Source organism: Polyangiaceae bacterium (assembly GCA_016715885.1).
Lineage (GTDB): Bacteria > Myxococcota_A > Polyangia > Polyangiales > Polyangiaceae > Polyangium.
Map to the genome: position 1 here is coordinate 115,918 of JADJXL010000010.1, position 24,114 is coordinate 140,031.

Sequence of the window (24,114 nt, forward strand, 5' to 3'; positions counted from 1 at the left end):
TCGAGGCGTCCACACGCAACGGAATCCGAGCACCAACATCAAATTTGTCATGCCGGGACAGATGGAACGCGAAGGCAAGATCATTCCCCCTGCCGAACCGCCCCCGCCTGGGCCTGCCGAGCCCGTAAAACCGCCCATGCGCGAGCCTGAACAAGGTCCTCCCGTGCGCGACCCGGTGCGCAAGAAGGGCCCCGTGGGCGATCCCGCGCCCGCCGAGCCACCGCGACGGGATCCACCGCCTGCGCCACCTTCGCCGGGCGAGCCTAGCCCAATCATCGAGGATCCTCTGGCGCCAGGGCAGCCAGAAAAACCCATCATTGCAGCATTGTCGACGAAATGACTTACTCGACCAATCGCCGCGCGTGCCCGAGCACCCGAGGACCATCCTTCGTCCCCGTCGGCGTCGGCTCCCAGCCGCGAGCGACACGCGCACCGAGCAATTCGTCCGCAGTAGGTTGGTGATCCCAGACGGCGACCGCCGCCAATCCACCCAGTCACGTCGTATCGTACACGAGCCACACGCCGCTCGGGTGCTGCATGACGACATCGTGCGTGTATTCATCCTGCACGACGACGTCTTTCACGAGCTGGATGGGATTCATGCCAAGCCCCCAGCGCACGACATCCTCGAGCGTTTTTTGCGACGCAAACAATGCCTCGATGCTCGATCGCACATCGTCACCGACACGCACCCGCCATTCGACGTCACGGCGTTCGGGGATCGCACAACTCGACATAATGAGAAGACCATAGCACGACTCGCCCGCTCGGGTAGCATCGACAACGAGTCGCCACCGTGCTCACGTTTCGGGGCGGCCAATCAGCCGGTGGATCTGAGCAGAAAGCTCCTTCAAGTTGAAGGGCTTTTGCAAAAACGCATCTTCGCCGAGCGAGTCGGCCGCAACGATTTCACGCGCGGCGCTCATGAGAATCACCGGTATCTTCGACTTACGCGCATCCCCTCGAATGGCTCGCAAAACCTCGCGGCCATCCACGATGGGCATCATCAAGTCGGTAATGACGAGGTCGACCGTTTCCGCATCGAGAGTCCGCAGTCCTTCACGACCGTCGGCCGCATGGAGAACCCGATACCCCTCGTCGGTCATTGCAATGTCGATGACCTCGCCAATCGCCATCTCGTCGTCGATGACAAGGATCGTCTTCATGGCTTCCGCCGACTTCGTCCCGAGGAACGGCCCGACACGATCGACGCGGCGCGTGCTCGACCCGTCAAGACCGCTTCGGCACTGTGAAAAGTTTCGGCCACGTCGATCCCCGTGCGCGAAATCGTGAACTCACGCAAAGCGCTGTCGTAGCCGCTCTCGCGCATTTTGAGAATGGAAATGAGGCGATGAAGGTGCGCGCGATATTCCACATAGCGCAGCAAAATCAAATTCTCGACCATGGCCGACATGCCCGCAATCGGCGCGTCGATGTCCTCTTGAAACAACTCCAGCTCCTCGCTGAACAGCGTGGTCACCCCCAGAAAACGCAGCTCGTTGCATAGTGCGGTAAAAAATGCCGGCAGCCTCTCCGGAAGCATCGCCGCACGCAAAAAGCCGTCGATGCCGTCAATGAAGACGCGCTCCACCCGTCGCTGCCGCACGATATCCAAAAGCTGATGAGCCAGCTCGTCCAAGAAGCGCTCGACCGGTGCCTGCCAAACGACATCCAACAAGCCCTCTTGCATCAGCTTGCTGAAATTCAGCCCAATCGCATCGGCTTTGGCAATGAGACGCGGTGGTGATTCGTAAAAACCAAAATAAAGACCTCGCTCGCCAGCGGCGCCACCTGTCGCGAGAAAGTTCACACCAAGAAGCGTTTTTCCAGCACCAGGTGCACCCAAGAGCGCCGTCGTCGAACCGGTATTGACGCCGCCCTCGAGCATCTCATCGAGGCGTGCAATGCCGAATTGTTTGCGAGTCCGCCGCTCGCCGCTCACGAGATTGGCCTGCGATACCATCGCCTCCAATCGTGGAAATACGACAATCCCGTCGCTCGTGATCCGGAACGTGTGCCGTCCTTGAATGAAATCACTTCCGCGTAACTTGGTAATCGCGAGCTGACGTATGCTTCTGACGCCCACGAACCGATAGGATACTTCCATGACCGAATCAACCATGCCGTGCTCGACGAAGGTCCTGTCTTGCTGGCTATTTGCGAGCAAAAGCAACGTGCAACCCGCCGCGGCGACCAGGGCCGAGAGTTGCTGAATGAATTTCTGGAATTCGAGCGTGGAGCCGGTCAGCGCTTCAATGACCGCGATGCCGTCGAGCACGAGCATCGTCGCGCCACGCTCGTGCGTCTCCTTGTGTATCACGTGAAGAAAGTTCGCCATGCCTTCTTTGATCAAGTGCTGATAACCGCCAATGAAGGAAAGTTGGTCCGGGATGAACTTGTCGTCGAAAAAGCTCAGCGTACGGAGGTAGTCGAGCATGCGCCCGTGCGTCTCGGTCAATAGCGTAATGTATACCGCCCGCCCGCCTTGGCGGACGTGGTGAAAAACGATCTGGTTGCCGAGAATGGTCTTGCCAGCTCCCGAAGGGCCGAACACGAGCGTCGACGAACGCTCGAACAGTCCACCGTGCAAAATCGCGTCGAGACCGGGCACACCCGTAGCAACCCTCGCCGACCTCGGAGCATCCTCTGTTGTCGACATAACTGCTTCCGCTCCCGAGCAAGAGCGTGCAATCCGTAGGCCGCCGGATTACCGCAACGTCGAGAATGACAACTGCGCCGAATGGCCAAGCACACCAGCCGCGTTTGCTCGTCCGCGTGGGCGACGACGAATGCGCGTGCCGTGACCGTGTCTATGTCAGCGCCCGAGCCAGGTTTTGGCGCGTATGATGAGGTCGAAGGCTTTGAGGTACGACGCGGTGTCGCTTTGCTCGGATTTGGGCTGGTACGGCCCGGTCACGTACGGCACGTACATGCTTTGGCGGCGGCTGCGAGCGCCGGTGTATTGGGACGCGGCGACGCGATGCCACGTGCGGCCGTCGTGCACGGTGAGGTCGCCCGGCCATGTTTCCACCATGACTTCCGCCGGGTCGGGCCGATTGTCGACGAAGTAAAGCTTGCGAAACAAGAAATCGCGCCATCCTTGATTGTGGCTGCCCGGAATGATGCGTAGGCCGCCGTCTTCCGGGGTAATCCGCTCGAAGTGCAGGCCCACGTTGAGCATCGGGCCGGGGAGCTGTCCATAAAAGGCGTCGCGCAGGCCGTCGGTGTGCCACGCAAGGCCCGGGCGGAGGCTGCCTTTCGTGCGGATGTATCGGTTGAACACGACGCCATCCTTTTCTTCATGGCCAATGCGAGCGTCTTTGCCGACGAGCTTCCGGATGGGCTCGAAGCGAGCATCGGTGACGAATTGGCGGACATAGTCGGAATGGACCGACAGAAAACCCGTGCGCTGCAGATAAGGTTTTCCCTGTTCGTCGCGGCCGAACCAAATGGGAATGCCGTGGACCTTGCGCCGCCCTTCGGCGAGGAACTGCGCCTGCACGCGGTCGACTTCGGCGACGATGCGTGCGACCTCGTCGGGCGATGCGACCCGGGCAAACACGAGGTAGCCGTTTTTGTCGAGGTAGGCGCGCTGGACGGGTGTGATTTCGGCGCCGAGGCGGAAGCGGTGGTTCAATGGAAGCGCCGCGGCGACCTTGGCGGCCTCTTCGGGGGAAAGCGCGGCGTGCGGTGTTTCGTGGCTTGGATCGGGCAACTCGACGGCGGTGTTCATGCAAAAGCTCCGGGTAGGGCGAACTAAACCAGATTTTGCATGAATTGCAAGGTGCGGGCGCCGTCCGCCTCGACTTCGCCTTCGATGGGTCGATGGTCAGCGACAAGACCGCCGCAAGGTCTATTTCTTCTGTATGACGCCACACGCAATGCGCGCGCCCGCTGCCCCCGCGGGATCGGTCGTATAATCGTCCGGTTGTGCATGCACCACGATGGCCGTGCCCTCGTCTGCGAGCAGGCTATTTTTTTCCTTGGTCGAGCATGGCGCCCGGCGCGTACACTTCGATCTTCATCCGACCGTTTTGCGGAACGACGATATTGGGTAAATCGCCTGCGTGTGGGCCCGCGGGATCGCGAAAGCCGTGCTCGGCGCCGGTCGGATTGAAGTGTCCGCCGGCCGCATCGAAATTGGGCGTGCATGCGCCCTTTTCGTGAATGTGGAAACCATGAGGCCCTGGCGGCAAGCCGGATAGCTCACCCGTAATGAGGACCCCGTTGGGCGTGCTTCGAAGGTCGAGCGTGCCCAGGGTCTTGCCGGATGGATCCACCATTTTGACGACCGCACCGTCGGCGGCGACGGCGGGTGCGGCAAGTGCAACAGTCGCGAACATCGCAGAAAATACGGAGCACAATCGGGTCATGGTACCTCCCCTCCAATGGCAGGCGCCCTGCGCGCCCCACTGTCATGTCTGGAGACGTCCCTGGCAACGGCAAGGGGTCGCATGACCGAAGACCTCGGCTGCGCGATCGAACACAAGCGCTCACGTCGACATTCTTTTGGTAGCCATGGGCATGAATGTTGGATTATGCTCGCGGCTCTTCCCAAGAGGAGCGTTTCATGAGCCAGTCACCGGTCAATTATCATCGCGACGGCGAAGTCGCCACGATCACGATGGACGACGGCAAGCGTAATGCGCTTTCGCCGCAGATGTTCAAAGCATTGAACGAGGCCATCGATCGCGCCGAGCGAGACGATGCGATGATCGTGCTGACGGGTCGGGTCGATGCATTCTCGGCAGGCTTCGACCTCAAGGTGATGCGTTCGGGCGGCCCGGCCGCGGTGGGGATGCTCAACGCAGGGTTTGCCATGACGGCGCGGCTCTTGTCGTTTCCTCGGCCGGTCATTGCGGCGAGCAGTGGTCACGCGATGGCAATGGGTCTTTTTCTGTTGCTGTGTGCGGATTACCGCATCGGCGCTGCTGGCGACTACAAATACGTTGCCAACGAGGTTGCCATTGGATTGCCCATGCCGCGGGTTGCGGTGGAGGTGATGCGATTGCGATTGCCGCCGGCGCATTTCCAGCGCGCGGCGACGCTGTCCACGATGTACACGCCCGAAGAAGCCGTCGCAGCAGGAATGCTCGATGAATTGGTGTCACCCGACAAACTGCTCGAGCGCGCGTATGAACGGGCCGCGCAATTCGGCGAGCTCGACAGGCACGCGCATCGGGTGACGAAATTGCGTATTCGGGAAGATGCACTGAAAACGATTCGTCGATCGATACCGCTCGATTTGGGCGATGCGGTCGTCACGGGCGTACGCCGATTCATCGCGGCAAAGAAGACGGGGTCGGCGTAAGACCATGTCCGATTTCAGCGATCGATCGTATGCAACAACCGAAGAGCCCGACGTCTTGATCGGGCATTACATCGGCGAAGTCACCGCAGCGGACGTTCAACGTATGGCGGTTGTTCAGAAGGAATTTTCCGCCAACCGCACGCACCTTTTTCTGGTCATCGATCTCCATCGAGTGACAAACCTTACGTCGGAGGCGCGGCGCGCTGCTTCTGCCGAACCGCCGGACCCATCCGTGCCCACGCACGGGACCGCTGTGGTTGGCGCAAGTTTCCATCTTCGCGTAATGATGACGATGTTTTTCCGCGCGGCAAAGCTCCTTGGACGGGTAAGCGATTTTCCTGTCCGCTTTTTCGACGACATGGCGCCGGCACGCCGCTGGTTCGACGAACGACGTCGAGAATTGGGCTTGCGCCGGTGAATGATGCGGCGAGCGACGCGAATCGCCGTTGGTCAAACGTCATCCGGTAGCGTTACTAGAATCTCTCCACCACGACAATGCCTCTCCAGCGAGCCAAAAACTTGCCTGCGGCTGTGCACCCTGTTTTCCTCGTTGCGACAAGACGCTCAACTGGCGCTTCCCGAATGGACTCTGACGAGGCAATGATGCAGTTTTACGTGCTGAAAGTCGAAGTCGGTTCAACGTATGAAACATGGTTCGAGAAGACAGAGCCGATACATCGAGGCGACGCCCTGTATTGCCCTACGTGCGGCATCAACGTGACGAATTTGCGCTGGCTGCCTCCCTACCGGGCAGCAATCAAGGCATACGGCCGCGAGTTGGGCGACGTCGCATTTTTCGGGATGTCCATCCTTGTTTCGCATCGTTTCCGACTGGCATGGGAACAGGCAGGGCTGCGTGGAATCAATGAATTCACGCCGCTCGAACGTGTGCGTGTGCGACCCGCGCGTTTGGGCAAGAGACCCGTGAACTACTACCATGTTGAAGTGCGACAATTCGGCACACGTGTCGATATGAAGCGAAGCCTCATCGAGTATGGTGAACCGATCACCTGTGATAGGTGCTTGAGCGCAGGCGTCGACACCGTACGTGGGTTTGCGATCGATGAGAGATCCTGGACGGGTGAGGACATCTTCGAAGCATGGGGCATGCCCGGCTCGATCATCGTCACCGATCGCGTGCGGCAATTGCGCGACGAGCACGGCTTGACCAACGTCAACCTCACGCCCGTGGAGGAGTATTTCTGGGATCCGCTCAGCAAGTGGACCCCGGTCGACTACAGCCCGCCCGATTGGTACAAGCCCGACGAGACGGACGACGGCGACGACGCGCAGCGCTTGGCCAATTGATGATGGCAAGGAACGTCAATGCAGGCCGATGAGCACTTGCATATGCGTGCCGCAACCTTTTTGCTGCGGGCGCTCGCACGTCGTGACCCATTCCCCGCGCCAGCCCCCTCAACCGTTTTCCGGCTTTTTCCGACGCACCGTCCGCGATTGCAGCGCCGGAACGAATCGATCCACCTCGTCCATCCACAACCACATTCCCACACGCCGCAGCTCCTTGTGGCGCATCGCAAGCAGCGTCCAGAATCGATCACGTAATGCCACAGCCTCGATCGCTGGGTCTTTGCTCCGCGTACCCTTGGGCTTGAGCCGTTTGAGCAGCTCGGTCCCCACATGCGCCGCTTCCGTCACCTGCTCCGGCGTGACCGCAGTTTTTCCGGCTATCGCCGTAGCGTGTTTGGTCAAAAGCGCAGCGAGATCGACGTTGTCTTGCGCCAAATCGATGGGCCCAGTGCCCGATCGAATTCGCTCGACTTCATGCGCCGGCAAGATTCCGGCGACGGCCAATGCTTCCGCGGATGCAAGCAAAAGCGTGCGCGATGCTCGGGCCTTGTCGATCAGCGCGCCGGTCGACCCGTCGCTCGTACGATCCACCTGCGCCGCCGCATAAATGACCGCAAGCGCCAAGTCGGGGAGCTTTTGCAGCGCAACGACATCCACGGTCGGCAGTTCCGCTTTGATCCGATCAACGTGGGGCGAAATGGCGTCGAGACCCATCTCGACGTTGTGAAGCGCCAGCGATCCATCCGCGCGAAATGGGCGCACGTCGGCATCGGCCAGCGCTTCTGCTTCAGAAAGGTATTGCTCGTAGGCTTTTTGCGAACCCACGACCTCAGGAGTGGGATTGGACATGATGCGCATCAAACCAGAAGCTGACCCTGATGGCAAGTCCAGGCTGCTCGACCGGCGCACATCACCAAATTGGTGACGCAGAAAGGGTCCATCATCGAGGCCCGTCACCCGCGTGGTCACAACGCAAGGTTGGACATCTGCCCATCATCACCAGCGCGGTGACCACGGAAGGGTCGACATGCGACCGTCGTCACCAGCGCGGTGACCACGGAAGGGTCGACATGCGACCGTCGTTACCAGCGCGGTGACCGCGCATGGGTAAGAGCTCTAAAGTGCAGTCGTCATCGTCGGAATCGCCGCTCTACGATGCCCGCGCCGCGCAACCAGTGCACTCGATACGTCCCGTGGCGTGCGGGCGGCGCTTCATCGTGGCGAAGAAAACGACGTCCGCGTGAAAACCTCACCTCTCCGCCATTGCGTCCGGAAATAGCCTGCGCAACAGCCACGATTGTACGAGCTTCTGCTGCTCGCTCGCCGAAAGCGCGTCACGCATGCGGCCCACGATCCACGCCGAAAACACGATGAACGACAGCGTCGAATACAGCATCGCCAAGAGCGTCGCCGTCTCCGGCAATGCCACCGCCCGCGCCAATATGATGAGCCTGTCCGCCTCGAACACGTACGACCGACCAAGTACCCCCGTAAATTCCGCAAGGAAAGGCAATGACGTAAACGCGACGAAGACGACGACGCCCACACGCCGCTCGTACGGCGTCGCATGCATCGCATAAATCAGCATTGCGGACACCGCACACGTGGGCACGAGCGCAAACGGCCCAAGATAACAGCTCGATAACGCCACCGTCGCCGCCACGAGCACGGACAATGCAATCGGCACGCCAGCACCAATACGTTGCCGCCGCGAATAAAACAATGCAAATAACGCTGCCATCACATCCACGGCCGCCGTCGCGCCGACGGCGAGCTTGCTATGCACGCCAATGACGAATGCGAGCGGAAGCACCGCAAGCCACGCCATGAGCCCATAAAATGCGCTCCGCAACGTCTCGGCTCGCGCCTTGTCCCGCGCCCGCTCGAGCTCCGGCATGGCCTCGGGCGGCACCTCCGTCGTGTTCACGATGAGCTCCACAAAGAGCCGCTGCGCCGCGCGATCCTCCGGATCGAGCGCCAGCCCCTGAATCACTTCGCGCACCGCCATGACGCGAGGCGACTGGTCGAGTGCATTCGCCACATCCACGCTCGCTTCGGCTTTCACCAGACCGCCCGCATTCGCCTCCGATTCCTTGAATGCTTTGGCACGCTCGACATGCGTCCGCGCCAAGTCCTGCCGCAGCTTGAGATCCCGATCTCCATCGAGATACCGCTCCACGCCCTCCGCAAGCTCGCGCGCCGACGAAAGGCGATCCTCGGGCTCCTGCGCCAGCGCTCGCATGCACAGCGCGTCGAGCTCCGGAGCAATCGATGGAACATGCTCGCTCGGCTGCGTCGGAACGCCCGAAAGCGCCGCGCGCATGATTTCATCGACGCGCGTCCCCGGACGAAGTCGCGATAACGTCAATATTTCAAATAGTATTGCGCCAAGCGCATACACATCGGCGCGCGCATCCACCGCGTCGTGCCCCAATATCTGCTCGGGCGCCATGTACGCCGGCGTGCCCAAAAGCGCGCCTTCGGCCGTCAGCGCCGCGTTGTCCGACGTGAGCCCCTCGGGACCGAACGGAGCTTCCCCCATTTTGGGCGGAGCAGGCCGAGCTTCGTCCACCTTGCTGAGACGCTCGTTTGTCTCGGCCATGTCGGACGGGTTTTCCCCGACGATTTTCGCGAGTCCCCAATCGAGGACGTACACTTCGCCGAAATCGCCGAGCATGATATTTCCCGGCTTCAAGTCGCGGTGAAGCACGCCGCGGGAATGCGCGTAATCGATGGCGAGACAAACTTGCATGAACGCCGAAAGCAGTCGCCGTTCGGCATAACGCTTCATGAAGACTTCGTCCTTGCGCCGAAGGTGCTCGATGACGCGTTCGAGGGTATCGCCACGCACGCGTTTCATCGTGAAAAATGGGCGACCTTGGGGGTCCAAATCGAGGTCGTACACGGGCACGATCGAAGGATGTTCGAGCTGCCCTTGCACGCGCGCTTCGCGCAAGAACCGAGCTCGCGCCGTCGGCGAATCGGTATCGGCGAGGAGCGTTTTTTTCGCGACGCGCCTGCCAATTCGAGTATCGCCGCTGAGGCGCACTTCGCCCATGCCGCCGACACCGAGGACGGGGCCTGCGTCGTAACGAGCTTGCGATGCGAGCGCGCCGAGCTCGCCGGGTCCGACGTCGACGGCGCCGGCACTGACCTCGCCGCTCGCAAGGGAAAACGGATCGTGGCTGGTCGCATCGACGAGCGTCACGATGGGGAGGTCGGGGAGCGCGGCAATGGTGGCGTCGAGCGGCCTTTGCGGTGCAGATTCGACCGTGGGCGCCATGGGATCGAGCGCTGTGGGAGGGCCAGAGTGCGAGGGAGGAGCAGAGGCGCGCTTGGACATCGAGCGGACTGTACCGCGATGCGCGTGCAAAACGGAACCGTCAAGCAAGAGCTTCGCGCACCTTACCCGCGAACCCTGGGTCAGGGAGCGACGCGCTTCTGCGCAATGCGCCGCTTTCCTTCGAGCCAGGCAAACCCCGCATCGTAGACGACGTCGTGTCCGCCATCGAAAAGCACGAGCGTCGTATTGCCAGACGTGCGCGACGCGCGCACGGGCGTGCCCGCAAGCGCATATGGGTCGAGCTCGCCCGCGGGACTTCGTAGGGATGCAGGGCGCGTGGACGATTTCAGCTTCGGCAGAAAATCGTCTGCCAATTGGTCGGCGGCAATGGCTAGCTGATTGAACGCGGCAATGGCGTGCCGCGGATACACGATGTCGTCACGAACACCCGCGGCAATGTACATGGGCACGCCGGCTTGCCGAGCTCGCTCCAAAACGGCGCTCGGGCTACGTCTTTTGCATTCGGTAAAAGCTTTCGTACCAGCGCGCGGCGCACCTCCGCAAACGGCTTCGATGTTGCCCACGTAATGCCGGCGAGGCACATGTGCGACATTTTCGCGATACCAATCCACGATATCGTGAATGGGACACCATGCCACGACGCCGGCCCACATGTCCGGATGCCGGCCCGCCATGGCGAGCGCCGCGAGGCCGCCGCCGGAAAAACCCGCCAAATAGATGCGATTCGTGTCCACACGCGCATGCCGCTTGGCGTATTCCACGGCATCCAGAATGTCGCTCGTCACGAGGTCCGATACGCCAGCGGCGGCGTTTCTGTTTGGACCTCGGAAATTCGGATGAATGAAGACCCAATCTTTTTTTGCCGCGTGCAGAGCATACGGAATGCCGATGTTCTGACGATAATCCGTGCTCCAACTGTGCAAGACGACGAGAAGCGGTTTTTCCGCGGACGATCCCGAATCGAAAAACATCGCACGTTGCGCCGATCCATCCGACGAAGATGGAAGCGTGACATCGCGCGCCCCTGGAACGAGACGTTTCCATGCTTTGGCGCTCATGGCGCCCTCGCCGCCCGGAAATCGCGACGCAAGCGTATGACTTTTTACGCTCATGGCTTTCACTTCGAGTCCTTTGGGCTTGGGCTTTGCGTAGGCTCGAGATGCAACGCGGCCCGAAATGAGCGTCAAAAGAACCGCACACGTGAGGAGTGCCACGACAAACAAGGAACGTTTCATTCGATAAACCTCTTTGCCGCGACGTTAGCAAAATGGATGGCCCTTGCCATACGAGCGGCACCATGAATACACGCCCCAGATCGGTGGCTCGGTTCGTCGGTACAGCCTTTGCGTGCGCATGGTGGAATGCTGGCCATCAAGTTCGTCCTGGTGAGCGTATTTTTGACATTTGCGGTGCTTTTTCCGGCGTCCGCTCGTGGCGAAACCATAACGACCGGGCAACCTTTGCTGATGCTGGTCCCGGAATATCCGCGTGCCGTGGGTGGGCCCTTTCCATTTGGCGCGCAGGATCTATCGGTATGGCGCACACGCGTTCCCCGGATCGAAGAAGTCGACATTCGTTCGAGCCTCGATAAAACAATACAAAAAGCCTTGTTTTATACTCCAACGGGCGATTCGCCGAAGCCGCTGCTCGTCGTGCTGCATAGCTGGAGCGAAAACTATTTGCAAAATATTGGCATTCCTTATGCCATTTTTGCCGAACGAAATGGCTGGGCGCTCATTCACCCGGATCATCGCGGTCCTTATCGCAAACCCGAAGCGGTGGCCTCCGAGCTTTCCCTCGGAGACGTGCTCGATGCGGTGGAATACGCCAAAAAACGCGCTCGGTTCGATTCATCACGCATTTATTTGGTGGGTTATTCGGGCAGCGCCATGACGTCGCTCGTGCTGGCGGGTAAACACCCCGAAATATGGGCAGGTGTGGTTTCGTGGGTGCCGATTTATGATTTGGTGGATTGGTACGAATGGATGCAAAAAACGTCGCCCGAACGGCATTATGCGGGCGAGATCGCGGCAGCTTGCGGTGGCCGGCCCATTCCGGGAAGCCCAGCAGAAAAGGAATGCCGGCGGCGAAGCCCGAGCCAATATTTGTCGAATGCACGCGGACGAGTTCCCGTTTATTTGGGCTTGGGCATTTGGGATCATCTGGTTCCGCCAAACCATGCGCTTCGAGCATTCAATGATCTCGCATCACCGAACGAACGTATTCCGGAGGGTCAACTGAGGGAGCTCGACCGAACACGTCGCGTGCCCCATGAGCTTGTATTTTCAGGGAAACGACCGCTTTATGAGCAAGCGGGCGCCAAGGTGCTCCTCGAAAGGTCGAGCCTTGGGTCGACGGTGACGATTTTTCAAGGAGGTCACGACATCATTTACAATGCGGGCCTCGCGTGGCTTGCGGAAAGAAGGCGGTGACTGGTCATTGACAGCACGCGCCGTCGATAGGGCATCCCAACGTGCCGCACGAGCCGCTCGCGCAATCGGCATTCGAGAAGCATCGCGTCCCCTTGGCTCCCGCAACGCACGCGCCATTCGTGCAAACGCCGCTCCAACATTCACCGTCATTGGTGCAGCCCTTACCTGCGCGGCATGGCAAGCAATCTCCACCACAATCGACGTCGGATTCCGCCGCATTCTGCGTGCAGTCGGCGCAATGGGGATTGTTCGGGTCTGCGCCTTCGCACATGTCTCGACCATTCAGCGAGATACAATACCCGCGCGAAACCGGACAGTAGCTACTCAGACAATCGGAGTCCATGCTGCAACCACGTCCGTCAGAACAAACGTCACATGAATCCCCGCCGCAATCGACACCGGTTTCCGTGCCGTCTTGTACGCCATTGATGCACGTCATTGCCGCCCCAGAGCTGCTGCTACTGCTGCTGCTACTACTCGTCGGCGTGTCGTCTGTATCGGGTTCGTCTACGCGATTGTGATCCTCCCACGGTTCGACTCCGAGAACTTGCTCGCACCCCGCCATTGCAGCAAGGGCCACGAACGCCCAGCCAACGCAAAATATGGAACGCATGTTCAGTATTCTTCCCCGTATTGGGGCGTTTGGCAAGACTTTTAGAAGCGCCCGACGAACTGCGCTCCTGCAACGTCCCGCCCCGCCCATGGAACGAACTGAACATGCTGGGCTTGGGTCTTTTCTCGCGCCAAAGTGGAAGATCGATTCGGCAAAAGGGCCAGCACGAGCGCGGTCCCGGCGCCAACGACGCCGATGCCAAAGCCAACGTTGGCCACCGTCGCCGCCGCAAACGCTTGCTCGCGCAGTTCCTTGCCCTTCTGACACGTAGCCGCCGAACCGCAAGACTGTTCAATCGGGATGGATGCGCTGTTCTTGCTGGCGGCCGAGATGGCGAATGCGGCGCTCATGCCAAAACCAACGAGCCCCACACCACCGGCCACAATCGCGCCGATACGTTGCGGCGAAGGCGCAGTCGGTATCACAGGTTTGTCTGGGCGAACGGGCGCCGTCGATGCCGTCGCAACTCGATCGGGATCGGGGACTTCGAGCTCGGCGGTCTTGCGCGACGTGGCGATGAGCGTCGCACGGAATTCCGGTTTATCCGGCCATCGAACGACGATTTCGTACGTGCCTGGATCAACGGGCACGACGATGCCGAGATCTTCGGGCATCAGGCGGATGCCATTTCGATAGATCATCACGTTGGGATGGGGTTTGGCCAAACGCACGAGCAGCCGCGGCAATTCGGCTTCGAGCGCCTTCACACGTTCCCGGGCAAACGTGGCGCGTTCATCGCCCACGGCCTCGGCGCGCGCCGCCGTCTCACCGTATTCACGCCATGCCGTCGCCGTGCGCCCCTGCTGCTCGTGACACGCCGCGAGCAATCCAAGCGTGCCGATCGCAGGATCGAGCGCGTCGCTCTCTGCGAGTTTGTCGCACGCTTCGAGGAACTTTCCTTGCTCCAAAAGTTGTTTGCCCTCTTGGAACAACGCATCCGCACGGGACATCTCCGGAGGAGGCGTTTCCGCAGGCGTTTCCACGGGAGGCGTTTCCGCAGGCGGCTCGTCGGCGCGAGCTGCATGGGGCACGAGCGCAAGCATCGACGCAAGCACGATGGCGAGGCTATTTCCTTTTACCACCAAACATCTCCACGGAAGTTTTGACCGAGTCTTTGGGTTGTCGCACAGGCCTGGTGCCAGCCGGAGTCTTGGACGTTTTGCCGCGCTCGTAGCAGACGCTGATGCCGCCGGAGTCGCGCTTTCCGTGGGCGCTGCGGCGGTCTTCTGAGGCGCTGCTTCGACGATGGGCGCTGCAGCGACAGCCGAGCTCGACGAGCTATCCGCAACGACCGTCGGTTCATCGTCGCCCATGCCGAATACGAGGGCGACGACGATGATTGCGGCCACCACGGCGCTCGCTGCAACGATGATCGCCGTGCGTTTGTTTCTCGAGCGCGGTGCGCGTCGAGGCTGCGCGTGGAGCTGGTCAGGGCCGAGTGGGTCTCCATCGCGGGTCGCGGCAAATCCCGCGGCAACGTGGTGCTTCGTCCGTCGGCGCGCGCGACGTCCGGCTCGGCTCGGGATCCACATGAGCGTTTGGCGTGACAAGCGCTCGAGCAACGAGCTCGGCGCGCGTGCGAGCGTCGGATCCACCAAAGGGGGCAATGGCTGCGGCAAATGCTGCCAAATCCGAAAAACGATCCCCCGGGCGTTTCGCCATCGCGCACGAGGGCTTCGTCGAGCTTGGCAGGTGCGTCAGGACGAACCACTCGAACATGCGGAGGAGGATGGGTCGCGATGACGACGATGAGCTGGGTGACGGAGGGTGCCGAAAACGCCGGCTGGCCCGCGATCATTTCATGAGGATCATGCCGAGGGCGTGTTGATCACTGCGTGCATCGACGTTTCTCGCACTTTGGATCTGCTCGGGCGACATGTACTGCGGGGTGCCGAAGACGGTCTCGGAGCCGGTGAGTCCTGCGTGATTTCCGGTGTCTTCCTTCGACAAACCAAAATCGAGCACTTTGAGCACGCGCGGGCGCAGCGGCCTTTCGGCGAGAAAAAGATTTGCCGGCTTGAGGTCGCGATGCACGAGGTTGTATGCGTGCGCCATGGCGACGCCTTCGCACGCTTCGAGCATGAGATCCACGGCCTCCGCGATGGGAAGCTTGCCGCGCATGTGAAGCTCGGCATCGAGGTCACGACCGACGAGACGCTCCATCACGATGTACGGCTCGCCGGTTTCGGTCATGCCGACATCGCTGACGCGTGCGATGTGTTCCGACGGCAAAGTCGCTGCGATCCGCGCTTCGCGGAGGAACCGCGCGACGACATCGGGCGACCGAGCATGCTCGGCGTTGAGCAGCTTGACGGCGACGGTTTGGCCCAGCGCAACATGCGTCGCTTCGAGGACGACGCCCATGCCGCCGCTACGAGCTGCCGCTCGATGCGGTATTTCCCCACCAGGAGTGTGCCAGGCTGAGCACCCAACATTGCCCGGGCAGAGCTTACTATGGGTTCGTCGCGCAAGGAAGCGGGTTCGAGGCTGGGTCGGGGTCGGGTTGAAGACCGGGGCAGGATTTGTATGCTCGCTACGCGCGCGTGGGACGCGCGCTTCGCGAGATTGGTCACGATGGGGGCTCGCAGGCGGCTCTTTGAGTCTTTTGGGTCTACGACCCAAAGACGAGCCGACTGCTCTGCCCCATACCCCCCGAATTGCCTTTCCCCAATTCAGAGGCGCTCTACTACCGCTCGTCCGATGTCCAATGCACGCGGAGAAGGCTTTCCTCGGACGGCACGCCGACGCGAAGCGGAAATCCATAATGGCCGGTCCCTCGATGCACGTACAATCGATTACGTCCAAGAGCCCATAGGCCATGATCTGGAATCTGCGTGAACGTGCTGACGAACGTATGGGGCAATCCGAGCACCAAAAGACCGAGCTGACCATCAGGTATGCCCGCCGAAGACCAAGTCGGCTTCTCCGTCGGGCACGTGCCGAAATGCACCCGGATCATGCAAGAGCACGAGGCGCTTCATTCCTTCAATGCGCGGTGCCGAGCGAAAACTCGTTTCATCCGTTGTGCTCGGTCGCGGGAAAATGAAAAATCGATACCGAGTATTTGGACCGGCCCGGCGGGTGTTTCCACCGTGCGCTCTTCGTCGATGAGCAGCGTGGCGCCAATGTCGTGCATCGCTCCCGCGACGGTTTCGGGAGCTTCGTGATCGTGATTGCCGCGACACGCAAATACTCGCCCCGGAAGCTGCGCCAGAGGTTCGAGCGCCCTTGCAAGCGACGCGCGAGCTTCGTGGGACTCCATGGTCAAAAAGTCCCCGGTGAAAATACGAGGCAGGCACGCTGACGAGCGCTCGGTACCAAACGGGCCGCATTTTGGGCACGGCGAGGAGCGCAAAGTGCACGTACACGGCGGCATGAAGAAATGCGTAAATGGGAAGGATGGGCTCGAATACCTTCGCCATTGCAATGGCAATGAGCGTATGAATCGTCAGAAGCACGCCGACGAAGGTGGCATACAAACGACCACGGACGATCCGTGCGAAGAGCACGACGAGGACCGCAAGACCCGCGGAAAACCAGGGAAATAGTGCCAGCACGAGGGTACAAATAACACGTCGCCCACACTGCGCGAGGGGTTTTGCAAAACTTTACAGGCGAGCAAGCTCGCTGAAGACTGCGCAGCCCGGTGCGTAGAACCACCGGACCAACCACTCACAGAAAATGCCGGACTACGCGACATTGCGTATCGCGCGACAGGCAAAGCCATGCTTGCATGCCTAGGCAGGCATACGCTGTCGTCATATACAATACATTTAACAAGTTTGTATTACAGTATGTATGTGAAGAAACTGTTAGTACGATTGCAACTTGCATAAATTGCAAACTTTTTGGCCAGCTCGTGTGCACGCTGATAGACGTGGCGCATGTACCGAGATGAGTCGACGAGAACCGCCGATGCTGGTGGCAAGCAAACTGTGGCGCTCCGAACACATAAGATCTGCATCGAGGTGGTGCGGGGATCGATGGCGGGCAGGGTCGTCGAGCTCGCGGGACCGGAGGTGAGGATCGGGAGCAGCTCAAAATGCGACTTCGTTTTGGAGGATCAGACCGTCAGTCGCGAGCACGTCATTTTGCGCATCGAGGGCGATAGGCTGCGGGTGGTCGACGCGGGCAGTCGTAATGGAACCACGGTCGATGGAGTGGTCGTGCGTGACGCGGATGCGCGGCCGGATTCGACGATAGGGCTCGGGACATCGGCGATTCGATTGAAAATGACGCGAGAGATGATCGAGCTGCCAATTTCGTCGCGCGACCATTTCGGGCAGTTGATGGGTCGGAGCGTGGTCATGCGTCGCGTCTTCACATTGCTCGAGCGTATTGCTCCGACGGATACGACCGTATTGATCGAAGGCGAGACGGGCACGGGCAAGGAGCTAGCGGCTGCCGCGATTCACGTGGCGAGCAGCAGAGCACGTAAGCCTCTCGTGGTCTTCGATTGTTCGGCAGTTTCGGCGACGCTCGTCGAAAGCGAGCTGTTTGGGCATGTCAAAGGGGCGTTCACAGGCGCCGTGCGTGAACGCGTGGGCAAGTTCGAGGCGGCGCATGGGGGAACGTTATTTTTGGACGAGCTCGGCGAATTGCCTCTCGATATGCAGCAAAAGCTCCTGCGTGCGCTCGAAGCGCGCAAGGTATCGCGTGTGGGGAGCAATGATCCAATCCCCGTGGACGTACGAATCATCGGCGCGACGAACCGCAGCTTGGCCAATGAAGTCGAGCGAGGTCGTTTTCGAGAGGATCTTTATTATCGTTTGGCGGTCGTTCCCGTGCGACTGCCGCCCTTGCGCGAGCGACTCGACGACGTTCCGATGCTCGTACGCCATTTCGAGGCGTCGTTTCGAAAGGGGGAATGTCCGCCGCCTTCTCTGTCGGATGATGCAATCCATGAGTTTTTGGCAGAGACATGGCCCGGCAACGTGCGGGAGCTCCGAAACCGAGTGGAATTGATGCTTTCGCTGAAGTTATCGGAGTTTCCCGCTGCAGCGCAAAGCGCCGCACAGCGATTCGCGCTTCCGGCACTGGGTGTGGACGTCGACGTGCCGCTCGACGCGGCCCTCGCGCATCTCAAGGAAGCCTATGAAAAGGCGTATGTCGAGGAAATCTTGAAAAGGCACGGTTACAACGTGACGCGCGCTGCAATGGCAGCAGGCGTAGGTCGCGCGCATATGCACAGGCTCATGCAACGATACGGGGTTCACCGGGATCAGCCATCATGAACTGGCCATTCGAGGAGACCCGACCCGTGGATCCATTTCATTGGGTGGGACAAACCATTGCCGGCCAATATGCCATCGAGCGCATAGCGGGCGAAGGTGGTTATGGCATCGTGTACCGGGCGCACCACGTCTCGCTCGAAGTTCCCGTTGCAGTGAAGTGTCTGAAGCTCCCGACACACCTGGACGAACGAACGCGCGCAACGTTTCTTTCTCGACTTCGCGCCGAAGCGCGCCTTTTACACCGGCTCTCCACTCGGCACGCGGGCATTGCACAAGCGCTCGATATGGGGGCAGCATCGTCTCCCGCAGGTCCGCTCACGCCGTATTTGGTCATGGAATGGCTCGATGGCGACACGCTCGAGCGGTTTCTTGCCGAACGGCGTCGTACGGGGCAATCGCGTCAAGGGATCGGCCCGAGCATTGACATGCTTACGCCAGCGGCGCAGGCACTCACGGTCGCCCATGAAGAAGGCGTCAGCCACCTCGATATAAAACCTTCCAATCTCATTTTTTCGCGCGCTGGCACGGGACAAACGCTAAAAATACTGGATTTCGGGGTTGCTGCGACGTTTGCTCGAACCGAAACGATGACCAAAACAGGCAAAACCCGCACGGCCTTCTCTCCGGCATACGGGGCGCCCGAGCAATTCGATTCGAGTCACGGAACACCGGGCCCTGCAACGGATGTATTCGCCATGGCCCTCATTGTGATCGAAGTTGCCACGGGTCGGAGAGTGCTCGAAGGCCAAGACTTCATGCAGCTCTTTTTTGCGTCACTCGACGCGGCATCCCGCGCCCGCGTCGAAGATGCCAGTCCGCGTGTGGATGCAGTACTGCGCAAGGCGCTGGATCCAAGATGCGAGCGGCGCTTCGGTAACGTCGGGGAAATGTGGTCTGCGCTGGTGGCTGCTCGCAATGGGGTGGTGGCTACGCGCGCAAAGTCGAATACGCCGGCTGCGCATATCGAGGCAGGAGTCGTCACTGAAGGCGAGCATCGGGTGTGTACGGTATTGACGGTGGATCTCACCTGGATCCTTGCGCACAGCACACCTATCGACCCTGAGGATGTCAAGGAATCGATCGACAGGTGTTTGCGCGCGGTGACGCATATCGTCGAGGAGCTTGGTGGTGTCGTCGAGCCATCGGTTGGAGAACGAATCGTCGCAGCGTTTGGCATTCCGAACGCATCGGATCACGATGCCGAGCGTGCGGTGACGGCTGCATTGCGTGTGGTGGAGGAATTGTCGAGCGCGAGATTTGTGCGTTCCTTGCGGATTGCAGTGCCTGGGCCGCGGATCGGCGTCGGTACGGGTCGCGCATTCGTGGAATGCGCGGTAACGTCGACGAACCCGGTCGTTCGAGTGGTAGGTGATGCCGTGCGCATTGCGCGCAGCATGGAGCAGCTTGCACCGCGATGCTCGGTTGTGATAAGTCCGGAAACGTATCGACGGCTGATTGGCTTGTTCAACGTGGCACCGCTGCATGCGGATGCTGCGAAATCAATGACAGAGTCACCAACGGGGTATCGCATTATGGGCGTCGTGCCGTTGCGAGCTCCGGTGACGACATGCGACTTTCGCGGCATGCCGACGCGTGTTTTCGGGCGCGAGGCTGAGCGACAGCGTTTGCTCGAATCGCTGGAAACGATGCTTGCGGAGGGCACCGCGCATCGAGTCACGCTGGTTGGCCCGCCTGGGATTGGTCGTAGTCGATTGCTTGCGGAATTCGTCATGACGCTCATTCATCGAGACGAGACGTTTCTCATGCTGCTTGGCCAAGGTTCGCCTTTGGCGCAATCGACGACGTATGGGCTCGTTGCGACGATGTTGCGGCGGCGTTTTGGTATTCGCGAAGAGGACTCGGCTGCTCGTGCACGACGGAGGCTTTCGAGTGGGCTGCGGTGGCTCCGCATGAAGAGTCGTGTTTCACGGAGCGTATCGAGTTTCGCGTGGGACGAGGGCGACGAATTCGATGATATGGGCGCGATTCTCGACGATCTGGAAATCGTGGTCGGATTGCAGCCGCCACGTGCACCGGTTTCCGGGGCGAGCCCCTCCGATGATTCTGCACGCACGGAGAAAACGCGAATCATTGCATCCATGAGTCGGCTTTGCCGTTTCGCGGCGCGCAAGCTGCCGTTTGTCGTGGTATGTGACGACATGCAATGGGCGGACGACGCGAGCCTCGATTTGCTCGACGCATTGCTTTCCGGAGTCGATGATCTTCCTGTTTTCATCGTCACGGCGACGCGACCGGAGGCGTTCGAGCGGCGGCCGGCGGTGCATGAGGACACGACCGGACTGCATACGATCGTGCAATTGCCGATTTTGCCGCGCCGGCACCTCGAAGAAATAGTACGCGATCGATTGAGCCGTGTTTCTGACTTGCCGGCGGATCTCGTAAACCAGCTCGTCGCGCGTGCCGAGGGAAATCCGCTGGTGCTCGAGGAAATGCTGCATCTCTTGTTCGACGCGGGGGCGATCGACACGACGGACGGTGATGTTTGGGTTGTCCGGCAAAACTATTTGGATGCACTTGCGCTTCCGGCCACGGTACAGGGGATCGTGCAGGAGCGACTTGACCGTTTGGGCGTGGAAACTCGAATGGTGCTATCGCGAGCGGCGGTCGTGGGACGCACCTTCTGGGAAGGTGCTGTCAACCATCTTTCGGTCTTTCAATGCGACGACGCAAAGGTCGGTGAAATGCTCGTCGAGCTTCGACGCAAACAGATCATCAAGGGTCGCGAACCTGCGAGCGTGCCGGGCGAGCGGGAATTCATGTTCGTCGAAGCGACGACGCACGAAGTCGCCTACAAGGCGCTGCGTTCGCGCGTGCGCCAGCGCCTCCATTTGCAGGTGGCGCACTGGCTCGAGGCGAATTCACGCGGCGCAGCCGGCGCGGCGATGATTGCGCACCATTACGATCGGGGAGCCGACGTGCCGCGAGCGGTCGCGGCATACCTTCGGGCGGCAAGTCATTCCGCGGCGCTTGGCGAACATGCTACGGCGGCGAGCCTTTTGTCACGCGCATCCGAATTGCTTCGTCAGCCCCCACAAATTGCACCAGCGGATATGCCGGCGGGAGACGACCGGCGGGTCGCGGATTTCTCGGTGCGCATTCGCGTGGAGCTCGATTTGGCGGCGGCATTGCGGCGTCTTGGGCGGCTCGACGAGGCGCTCGAGGCGTGTGCTCGTGCGAAGGTGCTGGCGGCTCAATATGAGCGGCGTGCCGATTGCGTGGGTGACGATGATGAACGGCGACGTTGGCGGGCACGGATCGATTACAACGCCGCGCTCGTTCACAGGGTGCAGGGACAAACGGTGGACGCGATTGCGTCTGTCGAGCGTGCAATTGCCATTGCGCGAGAGGTGAACCTCATGGAGGAGGTGCCGCCGATGTATGCATTGCTTTCGTTTTTGCATCGGCGGCAGTTGCGGCCCGATGAAGCGTTACGTACGGCGCGACGTAGCATCGCCGGTTGTCGCGCGCTGCCTCGGGATCTGCCTCAGCGAGGAGAGCTCCTGGCGCATCTATTGTTGGGCGTCGCGACCGCGTATTATTCGAAGCGACGATGGTTTGCTGCGGAACGATGTTATCGTCAAGCTGCTCGTTCCGTGTCTGAATCGACTCACCCGCACCTTGCGGGAGTTGGGTGGAATGGTGTTGCGGGGCACTATTGGGTCGAGGCGAGGTGGCGGCGGCACGTGATGTCATGGCGCATTCCTTGCGCTTGAAAGAGCGGGCGGGCGATCAACATCAAATTGCCGTGGCTCATTCGAATATGGCGGAGGTCGAGCGTCGGCTGAATCGGCCGCGGGAAGCGTTGGAGCACGCGAGGCGTGCCGTGGAGATTGGTGAAAAAGCGGGCGCGCACTCGGACCTGGCGGACATGTACAAGAACATGGCGGAGGCGTCGCTCGCATTGGGGGATATCGAAGCGGCGCTCGCCTCGGGACAGCGCGCAGTAACGCTCGCGGAAAGTACGGGGCGCGTGTATTTGGCGGACGCGCTTGCGACGCTGGAACGCGCGATGGCGCGCGCGCACGAAACGGATGCGCAGCGATGGAGCGATGCGATTGAGGCTGCGCGAGGAGCGATTGCAAAACATCGCGGAGGTGCGTCGTGAATGAGCGTGGACGCGCAGCGGGGATGAAGGGATTCGTCATGATGTGGCAACGCGTATTTCGTCAATGGTTCGTGCTGATGTTGGTGCTCGTGTGCGTGACGAGTTGCGAGCTCGAGCGAAATGGCATGAGCACGGCGTTGCCCGAGGTGAAATGCGAGGCGGGGGAATGGAGAAATGACAGTGGGAACTGTCAACCCGCTGGATTGCCTCTGGACATGAAATGCTCGCCAGGCGAATTGTTGCTCGACGATGGAAGATGTCAGCCCGCGGGTTTGCCGCTGGACATGAAATGCCAGCCGGGCGAGTTGGAGCTGGCCGATGGCAGGTGTCAGCCCGCGGGCGTGCCGCCGGAGATGTGCGGGGAGGGTTTCGAGCCGGATGGGAAGATGGGATGCAATGCGATTCTGCCGGCGGAAGCATGTCCGTTTGGATTGATGGCGGTGCCGGGGGAAACGGAGTGCCGGGAGGTGGCGCCGTGCGGCGAGGGGAAGTGGGGCGACATACCGGTGGATGAAACGACGCAATTCGTGGATGGCGCGTACGCCGGGAATGATAGCGATGGAACGAAGGAAAGGCCGTGGAAGACGATTCAGGAGGGGATTGATGCGGCCGATCCGGGGGCGGTCGTGGCGGTGGCGGAGGGGACGTATTACGAGAATCTGCTCATCAAGGATAGGTCCGTCCAGTTGTGGGGAGTTTGTCCGAAGAAGGTAACCGTGACCGGAACGGGAAACGCCGCCTCGATCATCATTGACAATTCGGATTCAGCTCAGGTCAACAATGTCGCGATCACGGGACAGTCGACGGGAATCGATATACGCGAAACGGATGACGTCGTGATCCGCGGAGTGTGGATTCATGACACACACCGAGAAGGACTCCATGTGCCTCCCAAATTGCCCAAGCCGGCATCCATCCAATTGAGCAGGTCCCTCATCGAGAAAGTGCACGGCACCGGTCTGCTCACCTTCGGGGCGCTTACGACCGCCACGGAGATCGCTGTGCGCGACGTGCAGCCAACTCAATTCGACGCTCGCGGCATTAATGTCATAGACAGCATGAAGAGCATGCTGCGGGGCGGTTTGACATTGCGTAGGTCGCTCATCGAAAGATTTCCGGGAATCGGCGTACACATTCAGGGATCCGACGCCAGCGTCGAGTCAAGCGTCGTGCGTGATTGCCAACGAGGCGGTATTCTTGCTGATGTCAACATCAATACGAAGGAACGTGCCGCCCTAACAATGAGCCAGGCAGTGCTCGCACACAATAGTTACTTTGGGATTCGGGTATCTAATTCGTACGCAGCAATCGATACCACAATGGTCCTAGGAACCAGGCTGAACCATCTGCAACGCGCGACGGGCGTGGTGCTCGAGTATCAGAATGGTCGCTCCGATGCGAACATCGCTGCTTCCGTTATTGACGGCAGCGAAAAAGCAGGCATGGAAGTGGCCGGCTCAACTGCCGAACTCAAAGGGACCATCATTCGGAATACACGGCTTCCGTACCCCAGCGTACATTCGATAGGCATGGCCATCTACGAGGTAGTACACGGAAAAAAGGTCGAACGGTCACAGGTTAACATGCGCGGATCCATCTTCGAGGATAATGAGTACACTGGCGTTCAGCTAACGGCGTCCAGCCTCGTGCTCGATGAAACGATCATAAGCAATCAGCAAGGGTACGGCTTGTACATGATGGCTGGTACCAAAATGGGCAGCACAATTGCCGATACCCATGTTCAAGCGAGTCTATTTGAAAACAATGGCGGCATGGGATCTATGCG

Annotated in this window: 21 protein-coding genes and 2 pseudogenes; 10 read left to right on the forward strand and 13 right to left on the reverse strand. The window is 60.3% G+C overall.

Annotated elements, in window-relative coordinates:
• The first annotated feature begins 49 nt into the window (after positions 1–49).
• Positions 50–340 carry a hypothetical protein gene (locus IPM54_12770; protein ID MBK9260679.1) on the forward strand — a complete coding sequence of 97 codons (291 nt, stop codon included), beginning with the start codon at positions 50–52 and terminating at the stop codon, positions 338–340.
• Between the two features lie 154 nt (positions 341–494).
• Here the strand turns inward: IPM54_12770 and IPM54_12775 are convergent, their stop codons facing one another.
• The 5 genes and pseudogenes from IPM54_12775 to IPM54_12795 all read right to left on the reverse strand — a co-directional run bounded on the left by IPM54_12775 (position 495) and on the right by IPM54_12795 (position 4,373).
• A complete protein-coding gene (locus IPM54_12775; GenBank protein MBK9260680.1) occupies positions 495–737 on the reverse strand; it encodes a hypothetical protein in 243 nt (80 codons plus the stop codon).
• 63 nt (positions 738–800) lie between these two features.
• Entirely contained in the window at positions 801–1,166 is a 366-nt protein-coding gene (locus tag IPM54_12780; GenBank protein MBK9260681.1) for a response regulator transcription factor, read from the reverse strand.
• Positions 1,163–2,659 carry a hypothetical protein gene (locus tag IPM54_12785; protein ID MBK9260682.1) on the reverse strand — a complete coding sequence of 499 codons (1,497 nt, stop codon included), beginning with the start codon at positions 2,657–2,659 and terminating at the stop codon, positions 1,163–1,165. Before IPM54_12785 ends, IPM54_12780 begins: the two co-directional genes overlap by 4 nt.
• Before the next feature lie 156 nt (positions 2,660–2,815).
• On the reverse strand, positions 2,816–3,733 hold the full coding sequence (locus IPM54_12790; protein MBK9260683.1) for a phytanoyl-CoA dioxygenase family protein: 918 nt from the start codon (positions 3,731–3,733) through the stop codon (positions 2,816–2,818).
• Positions 3,734–3,853: 120 nt separating this feature from the next.
• Positions 3,854–4,373: pseudogene (locus IPM54_12795) on the reverse strand (superoxide dismutase family protein).
• Positions 4,374–4,570: 197 nt separating this feature from the next.
• On the opposite strand from IPM54_12795, the gene IPM54_12800 reads away from it, so the two are divergent.
• The 3 genes from IPM54_12800 (at position 4,571) to IPM54_12810 (ending at position 6,619) form a co-directional block, all read left to right on the forward strand.
• Positions 4,571–5,311: a crotonase/enoyl-CoA hydratase family protein gene (locus tag IPM54_12800; protein ID MBK9260684.1), complete on the forward strand. Its 741-nt coding sequence runs from the start codon at positions 4,571–4,573 to the stop codon at positions 5,309–5,311.
• A 4-nt stretch (positions 5,312–5,315) separates the two neighbouring features.
• A complete protein-coding gene (locus IPM54_12805) occupies positions 5,316–5,729 on the forward strand; it encodes a hypothetical protein (GenBank protein ID MBK9260685.1) in 414 nt (137 codons plus the stop codon).
• A 164-nt stretch (positions 5,730–5,893) separates the two neighbouring features.
• Entirely contained in the window at positions 5,894–6,619 is a 726-nt protein-coding gene (locus IPM54_12810; protein MBK9260686.1) for a hypothetical protein, read from the forward strand.
• Positions 6,620–6,727: 108 nt separating this feature from the next.
• Here the strand turns inward: IPM54_12810 and IPM54_12815 are convergent, their stop codons facing one another.
• On the reverse strand, positions 6,728–7,468 hold the full coding sequence (locus IPM54_12815; GenBank protein ID MBK9260687.1) for a hypothetical protein: 741 nt from the start codon (positions 7,466–7,468) through the stop codon (positions 6,728–6,730).
• Positions 7,469–7,722: 254 nt separating this feature from the next.
• Here IPM54_12815 and IPM54_12820 point away from each other — a divergent pair, with 254 nt between their 5' ends.
• Positions 7,723–7,863: a hypothetical protein gene (locus tag IPM54_12820; GenBank protein ID MBK9260688.1), complete on the forward strand. Its 141-nt coding sequence runs from the start codon at positions 7,723–7,725 to the stop codon at positions 7,861–7,863.
• A 5-nt stretch (positions 7,864–7,868) separates the two neighbouring features.
• Here the strand turns inward: IPM54_12820 and IPM54_12825 are convergent, their stop codons facing one another.
• Positions 7,869–9,962: a serine/threonine protein kinase gene (locus tag IPM54_12825; protein ID MBK9260689.1), complete on the reverse strand. Its 2,094-nt coding sequence runs from the start codon at positions 9,960–9,962 to the stop codon at positions 7,869–7,871.
• Positions 9,963–10,042: 80 nt separating this feature from the next.
• Positions 10,043–11,158 (reverse strand): prolyl oligopeptidase family serine peptidase, encoded by a 1,116-nt coding sequence (locus IPM54_12830; GenBank protein ID MBK9260690.1) that lies wholly within the window; start codon positions 11,156–11,158, stop codon positions 10,043–10,045.
• 126 nt (positions 11,159–11,284) lie between these two features.
• Here IPM54_12830 and IPM54_12835 point away from each other — a divergent pair, with 126 nt between their 5' ends.
• Positions 11,285–12,355, forward strand: coding sequence for an alpha/beta fold hydrolase (locus tag IPM54_12835; GenBank protein MBK9260691.1), 1,071 nt, complete (start codon positions 11,285–11,287; stop codon positions 12,353–12,355).
• A gap of 4 nt (positions 12,356–12,359) precedes the next feature.
• Here the strand turns inward: IPM54_12835 and IPM54_12840 are convergent, their stop codons facing one another.
• The 5 genes and pseudogenes from IPM54_12840 to IPM54_12860 form a co-directional block, all read right to left on the reverse strand.
• Positions 12,360–12,968 carry a hypothetical protein gene (locus tag IPM54_12840; protein ID MBK9260692.1) on the reverse strand — a complete coding sequence of 203 codons (609 nt, stop codon included), beginning with the start codon at positions 12,966–12,968 and terminating at the stop codon, positions 12,360–12,362.
• A gap of 41 nt (positions 12,969–13,009) precedes the next feature.
• Positions 13,010–14,317: a hypothetical protein gene (locus IPM54_12845; GenBank protein MBK9260693.1), complete on the reverse strand. Its 1,308-nt coding sequence runs from the start codon at positions 14,315–14,317 to the stop codon at positions 13,010–13,012.
• 79 nt (positions 14,318–14,396) lie between these two features.
• Complete coding sequence (locus IPM54_12850) at positions 14,397–14,687, reverse strand: hypothetical protein (protein MBK9260694.1); 291 nt, start codon at positions 14,685–14,687, stop codon at positions 14,397–14,399.
• A gap of 75 nt (positions 14,688–14,762) precedes the next feature.
• On the reverse strand, positions 14,763–15,332 hold the full coding sequence (locus IPM54_12855; GenBank protein MBK9260695.1) for a serine/threonine protein kinase: 570 nt from the start codon (positions 15,330–15,332) through the stop codon (positions 14,763–14,765).
• A gap of 322 nt (positions 15,333–15,654) precedes the next feature.
• A pseudogene (locus IPM54_12860) lies at positions 15,655–16,537 on the reverse strand (hypothetical protein).
• Positions 16,538–16,852: 315 nt separating this feature from the next.
• Between IPM54_12860 and IPM54_12865 the strand changes: the two are divergent.
• From IPM54_12865 to IPM54_12880, 4 genes are all read left to right on the forward strand, one after another.
• On the forward strand, positions 16,853–18,202 hold the full coding sequence (locus IPM54_12865) for a sigma 54-dependent Fis family transcriptional regulator (protein ID MBK9260696.1): 1,350 nt from the start codon (positions 16,853–16,855) through the stop codon (positions 18,200–18,202).
• The gene (locus IPM54_12870; protein MBK9260697.1) at positions 18,199–21,936 is read left to right on the forward strand and encodes an AAA family ATPase; all 3,738 of its coding nucleotides are present in this window, start codon (positions 18,199–18,201) and stop codon (positions 21,934–21,936) included. The genes IPM54_12865 and IPM54_12870 overlap by 4 nt, the downstream gene beginning before the upstream one ends.
• Positions 21,915–22,328, forward strand: coding sequence for a tetratricopeptide repeat protein (locus IPM54_12875; GenBank protein ID MBK9260698.1), 414 nt, complete (start codon positions 21,915–21,917; stop codon positions 22,326–22,328). Before IPM54_12870 ends, IPM54_12875 begins: the two co-directional genes overlap by 22 nt.
• 284 nt (positions 22,329–22,612) lie before the next feature.
• The coding region (locus IPM54_12880) for a right-handed parallel beta-helix repeat-containing protein (protein MBK9260699.1) at positions 22,613–24,114 on the forward strand (1,502 nt) is incomplete at its 3' end.

Coding starts and splice junctions, on each gene's coding strand:
- IPM54_12770 (MBK9260679.1), top strand. CDS start 50: ATGCCGGGACAGATGGAACGCGAAGGCAAGATCATTCCCCCTGCCGAA.
- IPM54_12775 (MBK9260680.1), bottom strand. CDS start 737: ATGTCGAGTTGTGCGATCCCCGAACGCCGTGACGTCGAATGGCGGGTG.
- IPM54_12780 (MBK9260681.1), bottom strand. CDS start 1,166: ATGAAGACGATCCTTGTCATCGACGACGAGATGGCGATTGGCGAGGTC.
- IPM54_12785 (MBK9260682.1), bottom strand. CDS start 2,659: ATGTCGACAACAGAGGATGCTCCGAGGTCGGCGAGGGTTGCTACGGGT.
- IPM54_12790 (MBK9260683.1), bottom strand. CDS start 3,733: ATGAACACCGCCGTCGAGTTGCCCGATCCAAGCCACGAAACACCGCAC.
- IPM54_12800 (MBK9260684.1), top strand. CDS start 4,571: ATGAGCCAGTCACCGGTCAATTATCATCGCGACGGCGAAGTCGCCACG.
- IPM54_12805 (MBK9260685.1), top strand. CDS start 5,316: ATGTCCGATTTCAGCGATCGATCGTATGCAACAACCGAAGAGCCCGAC.
- IPM54_12810 (MBK9260686.1), top strand. CDS start 5,894: ATGGACTCTGACGAGGCAATGATGCAGTTTTACGTGCTGAAAGTCGAA.
- IPM54_12815 (MBK9260687.1), bottom strand. CDS start 7,468: ATGTCCAATCCCACTCCTGAGGTCGTGGGTTCGCAAAAAGCCTACGAG.
- IPM54_12820 (MBK9260688.1), top strand. CDS start 7,723: ATGGGTAAGAGCTCTAAAGTGCAGTCGTCATCGTCGGAATCGCCGCTC.
- IPM54_12825 (MBK9260689.1), bottom strand. CDS start 9,962: ATGTCCAAGCGCGCCTCTGCTCCTCCCTCGCACTCTGGCCCTCCCACA.
- IPM54_12830 (MBK9260690.1), bottom strand. CDS start 11,158: ATGAAACGTTCCTTGTTTGTCGTGGCACTCCTCACGTGTGCGGTTCTT.
- IPM54_12835 (MBK9260691.1), top strand. CDS start 11,285: ATGCTGGCCATCAAGTTCGTCCTGGTGAGCGTATTTTTGACATTTGCG.
- IPM54_12840 (MBK9260692.1), bottom strand. CDS start 12,968: ATGCGTTCCATATTTTGCGTTGGCTGGGCGTTCGTGGCCCTTGCTGCA.
- IPM54_12850 (MBK9260694.1), bottom strand. CDS start 14,687: ATGTTCGAGTGGTTCGTCCTGACGCACCTGCCAAGCTCGACGAAGCCC.
- IPM54_12855 (MBK9260695.1), bottom strand. CDS start 15,332: ATGGGCGTCGTCCTCGAAGCGACGCATGTTGCGCTGGGCCAAACCGTC.
- IPM54_12865 (MBK9260696.1), top strand. CDS start 16,853: ATGTACCGAGATGAGTCGACGAGAACCGCCGATGCTGGTGGCAAGCAA.
- IPM54_12870 (MBK9260697.1), top strand. CDS start 18,199: ATGAACTGGCCATTCGAGGAGACCCGACCCGTGGATCCATTTCATTGG.
- IPM54_12875 (MBK9260698.1), top strand. CDS start 21,915: ATGGCGCATTCCTTGCGCTTGAAAGAGCGGGCGGGCGATCAACATCAA.